A 20,078-nucleotide genomic window follows, 5' to 3' on the forward strand; every position below is an offset into this window, starting at 1 on the left:
GCATGAACGAAGAAAAAGTTGTAAAAAAAGATGCGGCAATTGTAGAGCGGTCTAAAAAAATTAAGGAAGTACAAAGTGCTGTTCGGTCTGGTTTAAAAACCAAGGAGGCTATTGTGCATAACTGGCTGCCACGTTATACCGGCCGCCCGCTGGAAGATTTTACCAGCTATATCATCTTGACCAATTTTTCGGGTTACCTGCAATTGTTTTCTAAATGGCACAATGATGCGCCAATAATCGGTTTAGATAAACCCATGCAAAGTGTAAGTGCCGACGGTATTACCATCATCAATTTCGGCATGGGCAGCGCATTGGCCGCTACTGTAATGGATCTGCTTACCGCCATCACACCCAAAGCCGCCATATTTTTAGGGAAATGCGGTGGCCTGAAAAAGAAAAACAACGTAGGTGATCTGATATTACCCATAGCCGCTATTCGTGGCGAAGGAACATCAAATGATTATATGCCACCCGAAGTTCCGGCGCTACCATCATTTGCTTTACAAAAGGCGATATCAACCACCATTCGCGAGCATAACCGTGATTATTGGACCGGCACCTGCTACACCACCAACCGCCGTGTTTGGGAGCATGATAAGAAATTCAAAAAATACTTGAAAACCCTGCGCGCTATGGCCATCGATATGGAAACTGCCACCATATTTACCACGGGTTTCGCCAACAAAATCCCGACGGGCGCAATTTTGTTAGTATCCGACCAACCCATGATCCCGGAAGGTGTTAAAACCGCAGAGAGTGATTCTAAAGTATCCGAGAATTATGTAGAAACCCATTTGAAGGTTGGTATAGATTCGTTAAAGCAATTGATCAATAACGGGCTTACCGTAAAACATTTGAAATTTTAGAGAGCAGAGGCATATTCTCCACGCGTCATTGCGAGGTACGAAGCAATCTCTTTAGGACAAGCGGCCATGCAAGTTCGCCCTGTATAGTTGGGGATTGCTTCGTACCTCGCAATGACGGCTTGGTGAGAATCAGTTAATCAACTTAAATTCAGCGCCATCAAACAAACCCTTATCGCTCAACTTCAAATGTGGTATCACCAGTAAGGCCATAAAAGATAAAGTCATGAAAGGAGCGGAGAGGGTTGATCCCAGTAGTTTGGCTTTTTTATCAATAGCGGTATAAGCTTTGGCTACCTTGTAACCATCCTCGTTGCTCATTAGACCCGCAACTGGTAAAGCCAGGATAGACTCGCCATTATCGCTTACACAGCTAACGCCACCCTGGGCTTTAATAATGAGATTGACCGCTTTGCAAATGCTCTCATCATCTACACCAACCACCACAATATTGTGGCTATCGTGTGCTACCGATGATGCAATGGCTCCCTCGGTTAATCCAAAATTCTTGATAAAGCTTTTCACGACAGGGGCATCCCGGTAACGGTTAACCACAGCTATTTTTAGGATATCGTCTTTTAAGTCCGATTTTAGTACACCATTCTCTGGCAAAAGTTTAACCATCAGTTTATTGGTGATCAACTGTCCATCAATCGCTTCAATAACCGGGATTAATTCATCAAATGAATTGGAAACAGTAAAAGCAAAATCCTGCGGTGTTTTTTCAGTCACCTGGAAGTTATTCACTAAACCGGCTGTACTGCTTTTAATATTCGAGATACCATTTTCGGCAACCAGAATACCATCAATATAGGTTTGCAGCACTTCAAAGTTTCTCAAATCTTTAACCACAATAAAATCAGCAGGGTCGCCAACGTTTAGTAACCCAATATCTAATTTATAATGCTCAACCGGATTAATACAAGCGGCTTGCAGCACTTTGAAAACGTCGATATCTTTATGCACCGCGCGGCTGCAAAGCTCATTTATATGGCTCGCCACAAGGCTATCCGGATGCTTATCATCACTACAGAACATGATATGATCCGGATGATCATGCAGCAGATCTACCAGCGCGTCAAAGTTTTTAGCGGCGCTGCCTTCCCGTATCAAAATCTTCATACCATGCTTTAATTTATCCAAAGCTTCGTCGGCAGTAAAGCATTCATGGTCGGTAGTTATACCCGCCTCAATGTATTGTTTAGCCTGTTCGCCGCGTAAACCAGGCGCATGGCCATCAACGGGTTTGCCTGCATTTTGAGCGTATTTTATTTTGGCTAAAACTTCAGGGTCGCTGTTTAATACTCCAGGGAAATTCATCATTTCCGTTAAGTATTTGATCTCATCGCGCTTTAGTAATTCGGCAATATCGGCGGCATCTAAAACTGCTCCGGCTGTTTCAAAAGTTGTAGCTGGTACGCAACTTGGCGCACCAAAATTGAATTTAAATGGAACGGTTTTGCCATTCTCAATCATATACTCAACTCCGGCAAGGCCACATACATTGGCAATTTCATGCGGATCGTTAACAGTACCCACGGTGCCGTGCACTACTGCCAAACGTGCAAACTCTGCCGGTACTAACATGGAGCTTTCTACATGCACATGTGCATCCACAAAGCCCGGCATGATATAAGGGAGCGCTGCTTCTTCGCTTACAGTAACTTTTTCTACAGACATGATCCTGCCGTCGGCAAAGCTTATCCTTGCGGGGTAAATGCTTTTGTTTTTGATATCGACTAACCGGGCAGTGATTTGCATTTTGTTGTTTATATAATTTGTTTTGTCCTTACGAGGTACGAAGCAATCGCACGGAGGCATCTTCGCCCTGTATAGCCGCTTGGCTTCTGTGCAATTGCCGCGCTATGGCTCGCAATGACATGGAGGAAGAAGGAAATATTCTACTTCTTTCTTCTTCCTTCCAAAATTCTAAAGAACGAACGGCTACGGATCTCATCCAAAGTTAAGCCAGTTGCCAGGGCTTCTTCTTCGGTAATAGCACCGCAGTTCATCGCCTTTAAAAAGAAGTTTAATAATCCCTGACCGGTAGCCGCATCATCAAAAATATCCCCGGTAAGGGTTGATATCGCCGCACGCTCCACAAAGGTTTTCAAACGGAAAACAGCATCGCTGTAACTACTTAAAAAGAAGTTGTAGGTAGCCGCGTAACGCATTGGCAATTGTGCCGGGTTCAGATCCCAACCCTGGTACATTCCGTTTATTAACGAATGCATGGTGTGGGTATAACCAGTTCTCCAGGCATTATGTACCGAATCGCGGTTCTCTTTCAATTGCTCAAAAGTCAGGCTATCACCACGGTGCGGGCCTATTGGCATTACGTTGGTAGCACCGTCAGATAAAAATATGCCTGTTCCGCCCAAAGCAACCTTAGTCATGTGGTGGGCAAAATCACAAACAGAGTGCGACATAGTTTGATATTTGGCCGTTATCCCGCACGAAGCGGTATAATCATACGTACCAAAGTGCGCGGCAATACAACGCCCCTGGCTCGCCTTAATAATGCGGAACAAAGGGTTGCGGCCTTCATCGTCCATCACAATTTGGGTAGCCTCAACCATGGTTTCCATTTTTAAATAGCCAGCCGGTAAGTTATTCGCTTTTTCAATGATCTCGAAAAGGTTAACCAAAGTTACCACCTGCTCAGGGATTGTAACCTTAGGTAGCATCACCACAAAGTTTTCAGGCAGTTTGCCTTTGGTTTTTTCGAATAGGGTAGTCAGGAAAATATCCAGCGTGCGTACGCCGCGTGCTTTCAAATCTTCGGTAAATGGTTTGATGCGGATACCAATAAATGGCGATATCGTGCCATTTTGCATTCCTAAAGCCAGTTCATTAGCTGCGTTAACTGCGGTAGCGTCTTCCTCAGCATCAGGGCGGTTACCAAAACCATCTTCAAAATCTATCCGGAAATCTTCAACGGCTTCGGTTTGTAACTTCTTAACTATCTTGTTGTAAACGGAGTAGGCTAACCACTCGCTTTCTTCCTTGCGTTTGGCCTCGGTCATGGCATCCAGTTTTTTGGTTAGCTTTTCAATATCAGCTTCCAAATGAGGCAAATGCTCGTAGCCATCCAGTTTTAAAACGTTAGCCAGCGTTACAAAGTTTGGGGCGTATGTTTGAAGGTTCTTCAAGGCAATTTCGCCCATCTTAACCGTCGTGTCCGATTTAAATAAGTTGGCACCACCATATACGGTATGCACAGCCTGCCTGTCGGGTTTATCGCCCGGGTATTTTTTCTGGAACTCGATATTGGCCGTTCCAAGTGTGTTTAATAGCGCGGTTTTGTCGCTTTCGCTGATGCTTAATTTCATCTCTTTTTATATTTTTTTGCGGAACCTTGGTCAGGAACCGCGATAGGTTGAATATCCAAACGGATTTAATAATAAAGGTACATGGTAGTGCTCGCCGGATGTTATGTTAAAAACGATCTCTACAAAAGGGTAAAAGGCTTGTACTTCAAGTAAATCAAAATACGCCTGTACCTCAAATCGCATTTTGTAAATACCTGTTGGCACGGTTAAGCCGGTATCTAATAAATCGGGGATTCGGCCATCGGCATTGGTTTTACCTTCTGCGAGTTTGCTCCACTCATTGCCGTTTTGCTGATGCAGTGATATCACTACACCCTGTGCCGGTTTGCCTAAAGTGGTATCTAAAATATGTGTAGTGATCTGGCTCATGCGAATAATTTTTCTAAACGGATACGGGTTATTTTAGCTTGCTCAGTGGCGGCTATTTCTATTTCTCTATCAGGATCGTTCGGTAATCTCGATTCCAAAAGCCAAAGCATTTCACTTGCCGGTTTACCGGTAGCGCAAACAATAAATATATAGCCAAATTTATCTTCATAATCCCGGTTACCTTTAGCTAATGCATCAATCACATCGGCAGATGCGGTGTTAACACCCGATTGCTCGTTGGATGCCCATGTTGCCGTTGCCGCGAATCTCTCTTTCAGCGAATCTTTATCACCAATTTTAGGGTGATGTGTAAATGCTTCAAGGTAGTCTTCCTCGTCACATTGCGCCCATTTTTCATCGGCGGCTATTAATATATCAGCCAGGCTATCAACCGGGAAAACAGTGAGCATCAAGTTAGCCCAACTTGTTGATCCGCAGCATTTGAATAGCGCATCATACTTTTCGGTTTCGCTTAAAAGGTTAAATTCGGCAATGGTCATGTTAAATGGTTGTTGGGTGCCTGTTTACGTTTTTGTAGTAAATATATATGGCGGGTTCTTTACCCATAGCTGTGAACCATTGCTGGCAATAAGGTGCCATCCAAATGGAATCGCCTTTTTTAATCGGGTACCATTCATGGTCGAGCATATAAATACCCTGGCCTTGCAAGTATAATAAGCCATGCTCCATAATATGGGTTTCTACCATGGGCAGGTTACCACCGGTTTGGTAAGTGAAAATATTCACGGCCATGTCAAAGCCTAATTCGGCAGGTAATAAAACCTGTATGCGCAGGGCATCATCGTTCATATATATCGGGCCTTCAATATCTTTTTGATCGCCAAACAGGGTATCCGGTACATCATAACCTTCCAAATGTTCATAAACCTTGTGAAAAGTAAGTAGTTGTGTACCCACGGCCATGTCCTCAAACAAATATTCTTTTTCTATCGGGATATACACAAACTGGCCTTTAGTTAAGGTATATCCCTTGTTGCCAATATTAGCTTTGGTGCTACCCTCAACTACATAAAAAAATATCTGCGAGGCTTTGGTTATGCCTTTTAAAGTACAATTTGGTGCTGCTGTAATTAATGTTTGGCAAAGGTTAGCACCCATTTGCTCGTTAATGATCACGTTTACGGTACAGTTTTCCCATCCCGGAACATTGCTGTTAATATAACCATCGGGCGCAATAACAGCGTGGTTACGCTTTACTACCGACCGGGTTAATGCTGAAATCTCCATATTATTCTATTTAGTACTCTTTATTAATTCTTCTATAAACTTATCCGATACCTCAATGGCCGCCGCAACGTCTTCTAACTCGGCATCTTCCAAAGGATTATGACTAATGCCCTTAAAGCACCTTACGAACAACATGCTCACCGGAGCTACCTGCGAAACCGGAACGGCATCATGCCCGGCACCACTCACCAGTTTTACAAGTTTAATGTTCGATGCCCCGATGGCTTTTTCAAGCGATTGGCTCAAATCCACATCACAAGTTACGGGTTTGGTTTCTTGTATCAAATTCCAATTCAATTCAATACCGCGCTTATCGGCAATAGCCTGGCAAAACTGATTAATGGCATGGTAGGCCAAACCCAGTTTCAATTCATCTGCACTACGCAAATCAAGGCTGCAAATTACCTTGCCGGGAATTACGTTACTGGCCGAATTAACCACATCAAGCTTACCAATTGTGGCAACTAAATCTTCCTTGTTTTTAATGGCGAAGTGCTCCAGTTCCAAAACAAATTGCGACGCTGCAACCAACGCATCATTACGCATATCCATTGGCACGGTACCGGCATGGCCAGCCATCCCTGTAAACGTAATTTCTACCCGTTTTTGTCCCGCAATAGCGGTAACTATAGCAACGGGGATATGGTTTTCATACAATACCGGGCCTTGCTCAATATGTATTTCATAATATCCCAGCCAATCTGCGGCAACAATAGCATCTGCGGGTAGCAATTCACTTTTACCGCCCATAGTTTCAATCGCGGCATTTAAGCTAATTCCGGTTTTATCTGTTTTACTTAACAGTGCCTCATCAAAAGAGCCAACTACTACCTTGCTACCTAAATAAGTGGTATGGTAACGTACACCTTCTTCGTCGCTAAAAGCAATCAGTTCTATATTGAATGGCACATTAGTTTCGGTTGCTATCAAATGCTCTAACAAATCTAACCCCATTAAAACACCCAGCGGGCCATCAAACTTACCGGCGTTAACAACAGTATCAATATGCGACGCCACCACAAATGTTTTAGCGCCCTCAATCTTGCTTTTTAAAATACCACGAACGTTCCCGATATTATCAATACGGGTTTCCAAACCAGCTTTTTGCATCCATTGGGATACCAAAGTGCTGCCTTGTAAAAATGCATCGGTACCAAAGGTGCGGGTAATGCCGGCCTCTTGCTCGCTAATGGCGGCCAGTTGGTTAATCCGTGAAAATATTTGCGCCGCGCGATGTATATAATTACTCATTCAATATCACTTTTCCATGGTTTAACTGGAAGGTTCCCTTATCAAAAAGCTTGTTCCCTGCAATATACGTTTGTTCAACTATTCCATATAATGTTTGGCCCAAATAGGGTGTTACTTTATGCTTATGTTGTATCATATCTTCGGTTAGCACAAAACTTGTTTCCGCATCCCAAATTACTAAGTCGGCATCATAGCCGGGTTCAATTTTTCCTTTTTTATCTTCTTTGCCTATCAGTTTGGCTGGGTTTTCACTTAACCATTTGGCTATATCATTTAACATGCAATTATGCTTTTTAGCAGCAGTCCACAATACAGGCAGGGCGAATTGCAATGATGATATACCGCCCCAGGCTTTGGTAAAATCGCCGGTTTGCATCTGTTTCAGATCGGGCGGGGCAGGGGAATGATCAGTCGCCACAAAATCAATAACATCCTGCTTCAAGGCATCCCATAACAAATCATTATTCGTTTTTTCGCGGATGGGCGGTGCGCATTTGAATTGTGTTTGCCCGTCTTTAATATCTTCGGCATTAAAGTATAGATAATGCTCCCCGGTTTCAACAGTTAAAGGTAAACGCTGTTTTTTTGCTTCGGCGATGGCTGATATTGAGTTTGATGATGACAGGTGAACAATATGTACCCGGCAATCAAATTCTTCGCATAAGCGGATCATCAGGTCAATGGCATTATCTTCCCAATATTTTGGCCGCGATGTAAGGTAGTCTTGATACGATAGCGGGTCTTGATTCTCAACTTTAAAATCATCAGTTAACTCACAATGTACCAATAATGGCAAATCATATTTTGCTATGATCGGCATCGCTTTGCGTAGATCATCTTCAGTCGCGTTAGGGAAATCATCTATCCCCGAATGGGTTAAAAAAGCTTTAAAGCCCAATACACCCATTTTAATTAAAGGTTCAATTTCGTCCGTATTGCCCGGTACTACACCACCCCAAAAACCAACGTTGGTATGTAGTTGTCCTTCGGCTGCAGCCAATTTCTCTTTAAACGCTGCAACACTGGTTGTAACCGGCGCCGAATTTAGCGGCATATCCACCAAAGTGGTTAAACCTCCGGCTATGGCCGCCTTTGTTGCGGTGTTAAAACCTTCCCAATCGGTGCGGCCGGGTTCGTTAATGTGAATATGCGGGTCAATGATGCCTGCCATTACAATTTTATCGCCAACATCTTTAATAGGGAAACTGGTTTTAGCATCGTAACTTAAAACATTAACTATTGTTCCGTTTTCAATCAGTATCAGACCTTTAACTACACCGCTTGATGTGATGATATTTGTAGATTTAATTGCGAAGCGGTTCATTTTTTGTAAAAAAAAGTAAAATTTATATATTTTACTGCAAAATCAGTTTAAAGTCCCTAAATTGCTAATCTTTTAACAATAAAACAAAATTGATTACAATGAATATCAAGTTAGGGAAAAATGCTTACGGAAAGAATGCTGTGAATCTGTCGAAGATCATCCGTCATGACGATCATCATGAATTTAGGCAAATATCCGTAAACTCGGCCCTCGAAGGTGATTTTGAAACCGCACATACCGAAGGAGATAACTCTAAAATTTTAGCTACCGATACTCAAAAAAATACGGTATATATTTTAGCAAAGGAGCATTTTACCAAGGGTATTGAAGATTTTGGACTGTACCTTTCAAACTTTTTTTTTAGTAATAATCCACAGGTTTCTAAAGTTAATATCGAGATCAGCGAACATCTGTACACCCGCATGGCTTTTGATGGTACAGTACACCCGCACGCTTATGTAAGTAGTGGTGATGAAAAACACACTACAACTATTGTGCAGAATAAGGACAGCATAACCATCACCGCAGGAATTAAAGATTTATTAATTCTAAAAACAACAGATTCTGCCTTTACGGGATACATCAAGGAACCTTACACCATCCTCAAAGAAACAACTGATAGAATATTAGCTACCAAATGCGAAGCCACCTGGACCTATAACTCGATCAACATTGATTTTACAGCGATGTTTGATCAGATCCGCACCACGTTATTAAAAACATTCGCCTTCCATAACAGCCTTTCGGTGCAGCAAACGCTTTATGCCATGGGTGAAGCAGTATTGCAGACCTATCCGGAAGTTACCGAGATCAGTTTGATTATGCCGAACAAACATCATATACCTTATAACATGGAACCATTTGGTATGGATAACAAGAACGAAATTTTTATGGCTACTGATGAGCCGTTTGGTTATATAACCGGGACGGTGATAAGGGGGTAGTATTCTATGTCATTTCGATGAGTGGAGGGGAAATGAGCGAGGGGGCGAAGAGAAATCTTCTGCTTCGCGCTTGGCGAAATACAAAGAGCAGAAGATTTCTTACTCGTACCCTGCCTGCCGGCTCGCTAAATGACAACTATTTTATATATCAATTCTAAATAAACAGTTTATTTGTACCTCAAATTGCACAAACAATTTTTTCCGTATTTTTGGATCATTAAATTTTGACACTACATGACTGAAGTTAGACATAACTGGACAACAGAAGAAATTTCTGAAATATATTATTCCCCATTATTGGATCTGATCTACAGGTCAGCAACTATTCACCGCGAAAATAAGGATTATTCCGAAGTACAGATCAGCTCGCTGATCTCGATCAAAACCGGTGGTTGCCCCGAGGATTGCGCATATTGCCCGCAAGCAGCCCGTTACAATACCGGTGTTGATGTACATGCCATGATGCCTAAAGAAGAAGTTTTAGAAGCCGCTGCCAAAGCGAAAGCGGGAGGCGCATCACGTTTATGTATGGGAGCCGCATGGCGCGAAGTACGTGATAACCGCGATTTTGACAAGGTTTTAGAAATGGTGACAGGCGTTAATGCCATGGGTATGGAAGTTTGCTGTACCCTGGGTATGCTTACCGAAAATCAGGCACAGCGTTTGGCCGATGCCGGTTTATATGCTTATAATCATAACCTGGATACATCCGAAGATGATTACAAACGTATTATCACCACCCGTACTTATGACGACCGTTTAAATACTTTAGATAATGTACGTAAGGCACATATTAGCGTTTGTAGTGGTGGAATTATCGGTTTAGGTGAAACTAATGAAGATCGTATCTCCATGCTGAAAACATTATCAACTATGCCGCAACATCCCGAATCTGTACCTATCAACGCGTTGGTTCCTGTAAAGGGAACTCCATTGGCAGATCAGCCCCGTGTTTCGGTTTGGGATATGGTTAGGATGATCGCTACAGCGAAGATCGTAATGCCAAAATCGGTGATTCGCCTATCCGCCGGAAGGACTGAAATGACAACCGTTGAGCAGGCATTCTGCTTTATGGCCGGTGCCAACTCAATATTTGCTGGCGAAAAATTATTAACCACACCAAACCCAAGCTTTAGCGATGATATGGCTATGCTGGAACTATTAGGTTTAAAACCACGCGAAGCCTTCAAAAATGGCCGCCCAAAACAAAAAGTTGAGGAAATAGAAGCTTAAGATTATAAATCACCACCCCGTCATTGCTGTAAAGGTCAGATAATTCTGTCACCGAGTTATCTGACCTTTACAGTAATGATATTTTTTAATTATATTGCTTTGTTGGCCAACTCTTTATTTAAAGGCTGCTCCTTTACATAATCATCCAGTTTCTCGTGATCGCTTATCTTACCCAGATCAAGCACCATTCTACCCTCTTCATCGCGATCAAAAGCTGGGGTGAATTTGGCGTTCCATACTACCTCATCGTATTGATAAGAAGTACGGGAATGCACAGTTTGTGAAAAGGTATCGTCGAAAGATTTTAATAAAACCGATACGCTCGCCTCTGTTTTTTCGAGATCTTCGTGGGTGATATCCTTAAGCGGGCTATCGTCATTTAAGGGATGAACAATGGTCCAATTGAGGGTGAGTATACTCACACGTTTACGTTCCAATTCAAGCGGAATGAATTTTCGTACAGTTTTACCATTAACATCTTCGTTATAAGAAAATATAACTTCAACTTCCAGATCTATCAGTGTACTGCGGCGTTTATTAGCTAACCTGAACATTAGGGCTTTACCATTTTCGAGATATGGGGCAACTAACAAATTTTTACTATAAGCTATCCTGGCAGACGGCCTTGAAAAACGGCCATACAATAAACCTGTAGCCAGGGCAAATGCCAATAAGCCTATCATTGATTCAATTGCCGATACGCTGCTTGCGGGTATCCCGTGAGGATAAATATGACCGTAACCAACTGTGGTAATGGTTTGTGCAGAGAAAAAGAAAGCGTCAAAAAAATGTTCGTAAGCTGTTGCACCTTGTGCGCCAACCAGGTTTTCAATACCTAAACTAAGATAGATAAACGAAAATATAAGGTTTACAATTAAATAACCACTGAGTATCAATAGCCAGAAATGGTGCCATTTCATGGTGATCAGCCTGTGATAATTATTAGCGGTGTTAAAGTAGGATAGGCCCTTGCGTTTAACATTAATAGATCCATCCTGATTAAATATGCGTTGATTTTTGGATACTGCCTGTGTACCCAAACCCATATCATTTTCAGGGTTAATCTTTACTTTCTTAATGCCCATGTTTAAATATAGCTATTTATGACTGTAAATTTATGTATACGCTTGCTTTTAGAAAAAACAATTTACATATTTGTCCACGAAATGATACAAACCGGATTAAATAACAATTGGTGGTGGCTTAACGAGTAATCGTAAGGCTTCCCTGTGTTTATCCGTAAATATATTGTAAAGGGTTGCCAATGGCAGCCCTTTTTTATTGGCCTCACCCGGCCTCTCCGAAGGAGAGGAGGTTCAAAAGGCTTATTATTAATTTAATTTTAAAAGCCTCCCCTTTTGGGGAGGTTGGAGGGGCTAATGAAATCTATATTAAACCATCTTTTTGAATACAAAACCTTTAGCAAAGAAGAGTCGAAAGTGATTTTGACGAACATTGCCCAGGGCCAATATAATAACGCGCAAATGGCAGCCTTTATGACGGCTTATTGCATGCGTAATATCACTGTTGATGAACTAGAAGGTTTCCGCGATGCCATGCTTGAACTTTGCCTCCCGGTTGAATTGGATGCTGATCAACTGGTGGATCTTTGTGGTACAGGTGGCGATGGTAAAGACACCTTTAACATATCAACCCTGGCTTCGTTCGTGGTAGCTGGTGCCGGATATAAGGTTGCGAAGCATGGCAATTACGGTGTGTCGTCAGGTTGTGGTTCATCTAATGTGATGGAGTACCTGGGATATAAGTTCACCAACGATATCAGTACCATTAAAAGGAATGTCGACGAAGCAGGTATTTGTTTTCTGCATGCACCTTTATTTCATCCGGCCATGAAAACTGTTGCACCTATTCGAAGAGAACTGGGAGTTAAAACATTTTTTAATATGCTGGGTCCGCTGGTAAATCCCGCAAGGCCCAAAAATCAAATAGTAGGTGTTTTCAGTTTAGAATTGGCAAGGTTATATGCTTACCTATATCAAAAAACATCAAAAAACTATACCATATTACATGCTTTAGAAGGCTATGATGAAGTATCGTTAACCTGCGATTTTAAAACGTTTACCAAAGCCGGTGAAAAGATAAGCACCTTAGAGCAATTAGGTTTTGACAAACTAAGTCCGGAGGAAATCGCCGGTGGAAATACGGTGCCCGAATCGGCAGATATATTCATCAGTGTTTTGGTAGGCGAGGCAACCCCGGCTCAGAATAATGTGGTATTATGTAATGCAGCTTTGGCTATACAAACACTGAATCCTGAAAAAAACTTTGCCGATTGCTTTTATGAAGCCGAGGAATCGTTGTTAAGTAAAAAGGCATTGATCAGCTTTAAAAAAATAAGCAGTAACTAAACAAAATGAAGATCAAAGTTTGCGGTTTAAGGAACCCGGGAAATATTGAAGCGATTGCTGAATTAAAGCCTGACTATATGGGTTTTATATGCTATGATAAATCGCCAAGATATGTTTCAGAAACATTAGCTCAAGCTTTGAGAAATGTACCAGACGGAGTAACTAAAACGGCTGTTTTTGTTAACGAAAGTAAAGAAAAGATTGGACAGCATATTGCCAATTTTGGCTTTAATTCGATACAATTACATGGTGATGAAAGCCCCGATTTTTGTACTTACTTTCGTGATAAGGTAGAAGTTATTAAGGCCTTTGGAATAGATGATAGTTTTGACTTTACGAAGCTTGATGATTATACAAATAGTGTTGATCTGTTTTTGTTTGATACTAAAACCGTTGGGTATGGTGGATCGGGTAAAGCCTTTAATTGGGATGTAATAAATAAATACACATTAAACAAACCTTTCTTTTTATCGGGAGGTATAAGTCTGGATAACCTGGAGCAGATCAAGCAAATCAAACATCCTGCTTTTTATGGTGTTGACCTCAATAGCAAGTTTGAGATAGAACCAGGTTTGAAGGACGTACAAAAATTAGAACAAGCGTTTAAAATATTAAGATCATAATAATGAATTACGGAGTTAACGATTTGGGGTATTACGGAGATTTTGGTGGGGCATACATCCCCGAAATGCTATATCCTAATATAGAGGAGTTGCGCCAGCAATATCTGACTATTACTTCAGATCCATCTTTTATAGCTGAGTTTAACCAGCTATTGAAAGATTATGTGGGCAGGCCCTCACCTTTGTATCTGGCTAAACGTTATTCGGAGAAATATGGCGCCAATATTTTCTTCAAACGTGAAGATCTGAACCATACAGGCTCACACAAAATAAACAACGCCATAGGGCAAATATTACTGGCTATCCGTTTGGGTAAAAAGCGAATTATTGCCGAAACAGGTGCTGGTCAGCATGGTGTGGCAACAGCCACCGTTTGTGCTTTAAAAGGTATTGAGTGTGTGGTTTACATGGGTGAGATTGACATGGAACGCCAGGCACCAAACGTTGCCCGCATGAAAATGCTGGGCGCTACAGTAGTGCCGGCAACATCAGGAAGTAAAACCCTTAAAGATGCTACCAACGAAGCCATGCGCGACTGGATCAATAACCCGGTTGATACACATTACATTATTGGTTCGGTAGTAGGGCCTTATCCTTATCCTGATATGGTGGCAAGGTTTCAATCCATTATATCCGAAGAAACAAAAAAGCAATTATTGGAACAAACTGGCAACGAACTGCCTGATTATGTAATGGCTTGTGTGGGTGGCGGCAGCAATGCTATGGGTATGTTCTACCACTTTTTAGATAATGAATCTGTGAAATTAATAGCGGTAGAAGCAGCAGGCAAAGGCGTAGATAGCGGCCACTCGGCAGCAACCACATTTTTAGGCTGTGAAGGTGTTTTACACGGCAGCCGTACCATTTTAATGCAGACTGATGATGGGCAGGTTGTTGAACCTTATTCCATATCGGCAGGTTTAGATTATCCCGGTATTGGCCCACAACATGCACATTTGTATAAGGTTAACCGCGCGCAATATGTGAGCATTACCGATGATGAATCGTTACAGGCTGGTTTACTATGCTCGCAGTTAGAAGGTATCATCCCCGCTATAGAAACCGCGCATGCCTTAGCTTATTTAGAAAAAATGACCTTTAAACCAACCGATAATGTGGTTATCTGCTTATCTGGCCGTGGCGATAAAGACCTAACAACATACATCAACTACTTCGGATTTTAATGAACAGATTACAACAACTCTTCGCTGAGAAAAAGCAAAACCTGCTATCTATCTATTTCACGGCCGGTCACCCTGCGTTAAATACCACAGTTGATATTGCCGAAGCTTTAGAAAAAGCTGGGGCTGATTTTTTGGAGATCGGCTTTCCATATTCCGATCCGATAGCCGATGGGCCAACCATTCAGGATAGCTCCCTTACAGCCTTAAACAATGGTATGAATTTGAACGTGTTGTTTGAGGAACTAGCTGATCTGCGTAAACGTGTAACTATCCCAGTCTTACTAATGGGATACTCTAACCCGATGATCCAGTATGGCGTTGAACGTTTTTGCAAAAAAGCTGCAGAGGTAGGAGTGGATGGTGTTATTGTTCCCGACTTACCTATGTACGAATACGAAAAGCTATACAGCAATAACTTTGCAGATAATAATCTGAGCAACATTTTCCTGGTAACGCCACAAACTGCCGCAGACCGTATTTGCAAGATTGATGGATTAAGTAATAGCTTTATCTATCTGCTTTCTTCAGCATCAATAACTGGTAAAGCTTTAGATTTAAATGATACAGTTGATACGTATTTTAAACGTATTGAGGATATGCAATTGAAAAATCCAACCATAGTTGGATTTGGTATAGCTGGCAAAGCCGCTTTTGATAAAGCTTGCCAGTATAACAGTGGCGCCATTGTTGGCAGCGCTTTTGTGAAATATCTAAACAGTACCAAAGATTACCTTGCCGGGATTCCTGAGTTTATTGGGCAGTTTAAAGGATAGTATTTATTGCTTCTTTTGAAAAGTTTATTGAACTTAAATACTTTTTGTCTTTTAATTTGTCTAAAATAGATTTGGCTTCTGCTTCCGAAATCCCGCCCGCAAATTTTATGGTTTCCATGCCGTAGTCAAATCGTATTAATCCACCATTATCTAAGGACCAAGGATTGGTTCTTCTTCCGCCAAAGCTTGAAAAGATATCATTACTACCATCATCTAAAATTCTAAAGTCTTTAGCGGAGTTTAGATCGTAAGTTTTAGACTTTAAAACAATTACTGCCTTTTTGATAATGGTTAATTGACCTGAAGTTGCAGTGATAATTTCATGGCCTGAAAAATTCCAGACTAATGTTCTGATTACAAATAAACCACCAACGGTCCAACCAATCACCCAAAACACCAGAAATAGATTGCTAAATGTTTCTCCTTTTAAAATGGACGTAATAGCGAAAAATTCACCCATTACCCATCCACCCATCCAGGCACACATAAACAGTATGATAAACCAATTTTTTTTAGACGGTATAACTATTTCAATACTGTCAAAATTATCATTTACAGTTGCCCTGCCAGAATACGGTGTTTCCATCATTGTAGAGGTTTAGATGTTGATATACCCAAGCTAAACAATTGATCAGGTATACCCTAAAAGTTTCAATACTTGTTTACTATTCTGCTCCTCACCAAACACCTCAAAGTTGAAAGTTTCATCACGGTTACGGCGTATCAAAACATGTTTAGGCGATGGCAATAAACAGTGGTGAATACCACCGTAACCGCTCAATACTTCCTGATAAGCGCCTGTGTGGAAGAAACCAACATACTGTACCTTACGCGTTTTAGGCATAAATACGCTGTTCATGTGTGCTTCCTGGTTATAATAATCCTGACCGTCGCAGGTTATCCCACCTAAGTTTACCCGCTCATATTCTGAGTCCCAATTATTTATCGGTAACAGAACATATTTTTGGTTCAAAGCCCAAACATCGGGCAGATTGGTGATGAATGATCCATCCAGCATTAACCAGCGCTCACGGTCATTCTGCTGTTTACGACCTAATACTTTGTATAAGATCCCTGATGCTTCGGCAACGGTATATTTGCCAAACTCGGTGATAATATCCGGTTCCATTACATCGTGCTCGGCACATATCTCTTTGATCCGGCTAACAATCTCATTGATCATATATTCATAATCAAAATCGAAAACCAACGAATCTTTGAACGGCATACCACCACCAATATCCAAAGTATCCAGATCAGGATTGATCTTTTTCAACTTGCAATATAGGGTAACGTATTTCTCTAACTCGTTCCAGTAATATGGCGTATCAGAGATACCAGAGTTGATAAAGAAGTGCAATAACTTCAATTTGAAGTTAGGGTTTTTCTCTATTTTGTTATAATAGAAGTCAATCACATCCTCAATACGAACACCTAAGCGCGATGTGTAAAACTGCGAATCTGGTTGCTCTTCAGCAGCTATACGGATACCCAGGTTACAAGGGGTGTTCATTTCAACCTCATCGTCGTAAATGTTAAACTCTTCTTTATTATCTAAAACCGGGATGATGTTTTTGAAGCCATCGTGCAACATATCTATGATATATTGCTTGTATTGAAAAGTTTTAAAACCATTACAAATAACGGTCATATCCTTATTCAAAAGGCCTTTTTTCTCCAAAGCATCAATCATCGGCATATCAAAGGCAGACGATGTTTCCAGGTGGATCTCGTTCTTTAGCGCTTCTTCAACAATATGCTTAAAGTGGGAGCTTTTTGTACAATAACAATATTTATAGCTTCCACGATAATCATTCTTGATGATAGCCTGTTGAAACAACAATTTGGCCTGCTGTATTTTTTTAGATACGATAGGCAGATAGGTAAACCTAAGCGGTGTACCGTACGTTTCTATCATCTCCATTAAATTAAGGTCATGAAAATATAGTTCATCATCATAAACCTCAAAACCCTCTTGCGGGAAACCCACGCTCAGGTCAATAAATTCCTCGTAACTCTGCATTTATTGAATTAAAAATTTTTGCAAAAGTGTGATTTTAAAATGGAAATAAGCCCTATTTAACCACACTATTTTAATCTTCTAAATGTAATTTAATTTTTGACGGGCAAATGTACCTCTGCTATCATGCAGCGGGCACTTCCGCCGCCAATGGTTTCAATAGTTTCGAGGCTTGCACTAACAATTTTACAGTACTTTTCAAGCTTTTTAACTTGTTCTGGTTCAAGCGAGGCGTGAGCTCTGGCCGACATGATCAATAACCGCTCGCCTTTATCGTTTTTTAACTCCAGCATGTTGCCGGCAAATTCATTGAGTTGCTGCTGCGATATTTCGATAACCTGCTTGTTGGTTTGCTCAAAAGATGCCATTAATAGATTTTTTTCAATGGCATCGGTAACAGCGTCCAGGCATATTACAACAAATTCATCGCCCAAGCACATCATCACATTGGTATGGTAAATGGCTTTGCCATTTTGATCCGTAGCGTGAAATAGGATAGAAGTATAACCACTTTCGGAGCGAAATGCTTTAATAACATCAGGGTGGGTTCGGGGCGATAGGCAAGCATAAGCTATTTTGTTTTCGCGATCAAGTACCATACTACCGGTGCCTTCTAAATATTCACCACTGTGTTCGTACGGACTTAAATCTTTAATTTCGCTAACTACAAAATCATTAAACGTCGTTTTTTTGAGCATTTTAATATCCCTTTCCAGTCGCCTGTTTTCGGCTTGCATCGGATAGATGAATATTTTACCGTCCTCATGAAATGAAACCCAATTGTTTGGAAAAATTGAATCGGGAGTATGGGGCTCTGTTGTATCATGAGCTATAATTACATCAAGGCCGTTATCCTTTAATTTTTCTGCAAAAGCATCAAACTCAGCCAATGCCATCTCCTGAATATTTTGCTCCTCAATACTCTTATGTTGAAAAGCATTACTTTCTGCCGTTTGCTCGTTAAAGCCAAAGCTAACCGGGCGGATCATCAATATGTGGGATGTTAGATGATTCATTGTGATATCGATGTTCTTAATAAAGGCATACTCATACAATGAAACCCGCCACGTGCTCGTGATAACTCAGCCGATGGCATTAGTATTACCGTATCTTTTATGGTATCAACTGATAATTCACCACTTTCAAGCTTTCGAAGCAAATCGGCTACCTTAATTACTTCAAAGCCATTATTTTCAAAAGCTTCAACGGTTTTATCATTCCTGTCGTATGCCAGTACAACGCCTTCTTTTAGCGCAAGCAGGTTACACGAATCCGTCCATTGCTCACGTGAATCATACGGGAATTGGTTGTTACCCGAGTAGATGAATTTTGTTGCCTCTGTGCTATGCAGATCATTTCGGCTAATATCATCCAATAACTCTTCCAGGTTATGGAAACGTTTAGGTGAGTCTGTTTTACCTTTACTAAATTGTAATATCTCCGGACTTTCCTTAGGTTTAGTATCCCCAAAATGACTTATCGGCTCTGCCGGGTCTACGTTTGTCACATCAAACAGCGATTTAAGCAGTACCCAAACATTACGCTTTACCTGTGTAAAAACAGTATCCAAATGCATAAAATTCCGCTTTTGCGGGATCTTAATGATCGTAATTTTTTCGATCACATTTTGCTCAAACAGTAATTTAATAGCCGCGTTGGCGCCACGGGTTGATGTGCGCTCACTACAACCTATCAGCAGGTGGTTATGGTTCACTACCATTACATCGCCACACTCTAAAGTGGTCCGCTCATGCGTTTCGTCGGCAGTTTCTAAAAAAGTCTCCGAACTTTGTGGTATCTCAATGATCTTATCGCGATAAACGCTAAAAAGCGGGTGATTGAAAAATATATAGCGTACCAATAACGTTTCGCGTAAGCGGGCTGGTTTAGCAGGCTTACTGATCAATAAATGCCCGTTAATAGCTACACCCACATCACGCGAGAATATAAAGTTCGGTATCGGGGCAAAAATGAGCTCCTTGTTAAAAAAACCAGATAATAGTATTTTAGCTAATTCTACAGGATCTGTGCTAATTAGGGTTTGTTGTAAGGCATAGGTTACGTTTTCCATACCACACACAGCGGCTATCAATTTTTCTTTAACGTTTTGTTCACTTAGGATATCTGCTAATAGTGTTTGAAACTCTATTACTTTGCTGGAGTTATGGAAATCGGCTTTACCGGGTTTAAAAAAATCGCGGTTATCTTCTATCTCATTAAGCTTACCTTTAATCTTATCGGGGTCTAAAAAGTAAAGTAGCACTTTAACGTAGTGATCATACTCTTTGCCGCGTATGGTATCCAGGTGAACTATATCTTCAAAAAGCCAATCCTGTGCTTTATTGGGTACTACTTTACCTAAGCCAATATCGGGGCTGTGAATGAGTAAGCATTGCAGATCTCCAATTTCGGAGCTGTTGCTGATCTTAAAATCTGGTGCAGTTAACATAGATGTCTGAATTGGATCCAAGGGCCAAGAATCAGGAAGCAAGGTAAAAGCACACACAACTACGTCTTGATTTTTGCATCTTGACTCTTGATTCTT

19 protein-coding genes are annotated in these 20,078 nt (G+C 41.2%); 7 read left to right on the forward strand and 12 right to left on the reverse strand.

Translation table 11 applies throughout. The annotated features are described in order from the left end of the window. Positions 1-2 precede the first annotated feature (2 nt). The gene (locus ABIN91_RS18305; protein WP_348052889.1) at positions 3-866 is read left to right on the forward strand and encodes an AMP nucleosidase; all 864 of its coding nucleotides are present in this window, start codon (positions 3-5) and stop codon (positions 864-866) included. Positions 867-995: 129 nt separating this feature from the next. On the opposite strand, the gene ade is transcribed toward ABIN91_RS18305, so the two are convergent. From ade to allB, 7 genes are all read right to left on the reverse strand, one after another. Further along, positions 996-2,624 carry an adenine deaminase gene (gene ade, locus ABIN91_RS18310; protein WP_348052890.1) on the reverse strand — a complete coding sequence of 543 codons (1,629 nt, stop codon included), beginning with the start codon at positions 2,622-2,624 and terminating at the stop codon, positions 996-998. 140 nt (positions 2,625-2,764) lie between these two features. Beyond that, complete coding sequence (locus ABIN91_RS18315; protein WP_348052891.1) at positions 2,765-4,195, reverse strand: phosphoenolpyruvate kinase; 1,431 nt, start codon at positions 4,193-4,195, stop codon at positions 2,765-2,767. A 30-nt stretch (positions 4,196-4,225) separates the two neighbouring features. After that, positions 4,226-4,564: a hydroxyisourate hydrolase gene (gene uraH / locus ABIN91_RS18320; protein WP_348052892.1), complete on the reverse strand. Its 339-nt coding sequence runs from the start codon at positions 4,562-4,564 to the stop codon at positions 4,226-4,228. Then, on the reverse strand, positions 4,561-5,064 hold the full coding sequence (gene uraD / locus ABIN91_RS18325) for a 2-oxo-4-hydroxy-4-carboxy-5-ureidoimidazoline decarboxylase (RefSeq protein ID WP_348052893.1): 504 nt from the start codon (positions 5,062-5,064) through the stop codon (positions 4,561-4,563). Before uraD ends, uraH begins: the two co-directional genes overlap by 4 nt. 1 nt (position 5,065) lies before the next feature. After that, a complete protein-coding gene (gene allE / locus ABIN91_RS18330) occupies positions 5,066-5,812 on the reverse strand; it encodes a (S)-ureidoglycine aminohydrolase (protein ID WP_348052894.1) in 747 nt (248 codons plus the stop codon). A gap of 6 nt (positions 5,813-5,818) precedes the next feature. Continuing rightward, complete coding sequence (locus ABIN91_RS18335) at positions 5,819-7,063, reverse strand: M20 family metallo-hydrolase (RefSeq protein WP_348052895.1); 1,245 nt, start codon at positions 7,061-7,063, stop codon at positions 5,819-5,821. Then, positions 7,056-8,387 (reverse strand): allantoinase AllB, encoded by a 1,332-nt coding sequence (gene allB, locus ABIN91_RS18340; RefSeq protein ID WP_348052896.1) that lies wholly within the window; start codon positions 8,385-8,387, stop codon positions 7,056-7,058. Before allB ends, ABIN91_RS18335 begins: the two co-directional genes overlap by 8 nt. A gap of 98 nt (positions 8,388-8,485) precedes the next feature. Here allB and pucL point away from each other — a divergent pair, with 98 nt between their 5' ends. Both pucL and bioB read left to right on the forward strand, forming a co-directional pair. Continuing rightward, entirely contained in the window at positions 8,486-9,331 is an 846-nt protein-coding gene (gene pucL / locus ABIN91_RS18345) for a factor-independent urate hydroxylase (protein ID WP_348052897.1), read from the forward strand. Positions 9,332-9,565: 234 nt separating this feature from the next. Next, entirely contained in the window at positions 9,566-10,564 is a 999-nt protein-coding gene (gene bioB / locus ABIN91_RS18350) for a biotin synthase BioB (RefSeq protein WP_348052898.1), read from the forward strand. An 89-nt stretch (positions 10,565-10,653) separates the two neighbouring features. Here the strand turns inward: bioB and ABIN91_RS18355 are convergent, their stop codons facing one another. After that, the gene (locus ABIN91_RS18355; RefSeq protein WP_348052899.1) at positions 10,654-11,649 is read right to left on the reverse strand and encodes an ion channel; all 996 of its coding nucleotides are present in this window, start codon (positions 11,647-11,649) and stop codon (positions 10,654-10,656) included. Between the two features lie 294 nt (positions 11,650-11,943). On the opposite strand from ABIN91_RS18355, the gene trpD reads away from it, so the two are divergent. The 4 genes from trpD to trpA are packed head-to-tail and all read left to right on the forward strand — an operon-like array spanning position 11,944 to position 15,513. Further along, positions 11,944-12,933 (forward strand): anthranilate phosphoribosyltransferase, encoded by a 990-nt coding sequence (gene trpD / locus ABIN91_RS18360; protein ID WP_348052900.1) that lies wholly within the window; start codon positions 11,944-11,946, stop codon positions 12,931-12,933. A gap of 5 nt (positions 12,934-12,938) precedes the next feature. Continuing rightward, entirely contained in the window at positions 12,939-13,556 is a 618-nt protein-coding gene (locus ABIN91_RS18365) for a phosphoribosylanthranilate isomerase (protein ID WP_348052901.1), read from the forward strand. A 2-nt stretch (positions 13,557-13,558) separates the two neighbouring features. After that, positions 13,559-14,740, forward strand: a complete 1,182-nt coding sequence (trpB, locus tag ABIN91_RS18370; protein ID WP_348052902.1) for a tryptophan synthase subunit beta — start codon at positions 13,559-13,561, stop codon at positions 14,738-14,740. After that, positions 14,740-15,513 carry a tryptophan synthase subunit alpha gene (gene trpA, locus ABIN91_RS18375; RefSeq protein ID WP_348052903.1) on the forward strand — a complete coding sequence of 258 codons (774 nt, stop codon included), beginning with the start codon at positions 14,740-14,742 and terminating at the stop codon, positions 15,511-15,513. Before trpB ends, trpA begins: the two co-directional genes overlap by 1 nt. On the opposite strand, the gene ABIN91_RS18380 is transcribed toward trpA, so the two are convergent. The 4 genes from ABIN91_RS18380 to ABIN91_RS18395 form a co-directional block, all read right to left on the reverse strand. After that, on the reverse strand, positions 15,503-16,102 hold the full coding sequence (locus ABIN91_RS18380) for a hypothetical protein (protein WP_348052904.1): 600 nt from the start codon (positions 16,100-16,102) through the stop codon (positions 15,503-15,505). The two genes, trpA and ABIN91_RS18380, sit on opposite strands and share 11 nt — an antisense overlap. Before the next feature lie 42 nt (positions 16,103-16,144). Beyond that, positions 16,145-17,536: an arginine decarboxylase gene (locus ABIN91_RS18385; RefSeq protein ID WP_348052905.1), complete on the reverse strand. Its 1,392-nt coding sequence runs from the start codon at positions 17,534-17,536 to the stop codon at positions 16,145-16,147. Between the two features lie 89 nt (positions 17,537-17,625). Next, on the reverse strand, positions 17,626-18,549 hold the full coding sequence (locus tag ABIN91_RS18390) for an arginine deiminase-related protein (protein ID WP_348052906.1): 924 nt from the start codon (positions 18,547-18,549) through the stop codon (positions 17,626-17,628). Next, positions 18,546-19,982 carry an arginine deiminase family protein gene (locus ABIN91_RS18395; RefSeq protein ID WP_348052907.1) on the reverse strand — a complete coding sequence of 479 codons (1,437 nt, stop codon included), beginning with the start codon at positions 19,980-19,982 and terminating at the stop codon, positions 18,546-18,548. The genes ABIN91_RS18390 and ABIN91_RS18395 overlap by 4 nt, the downstream gene beginning before the upstream one ends. Positions 19,983-20,078 lie beyond the last annotated feature (96 nt).

The organism is Mucilaginibacter sp. (assembly GCF_039921305.1).
Lineage (GTDB): Bacteria > Bacteroidota > Bacteroidia > Sphingobacteriales > Sphingobacteriaceae > Mucilaginibacter.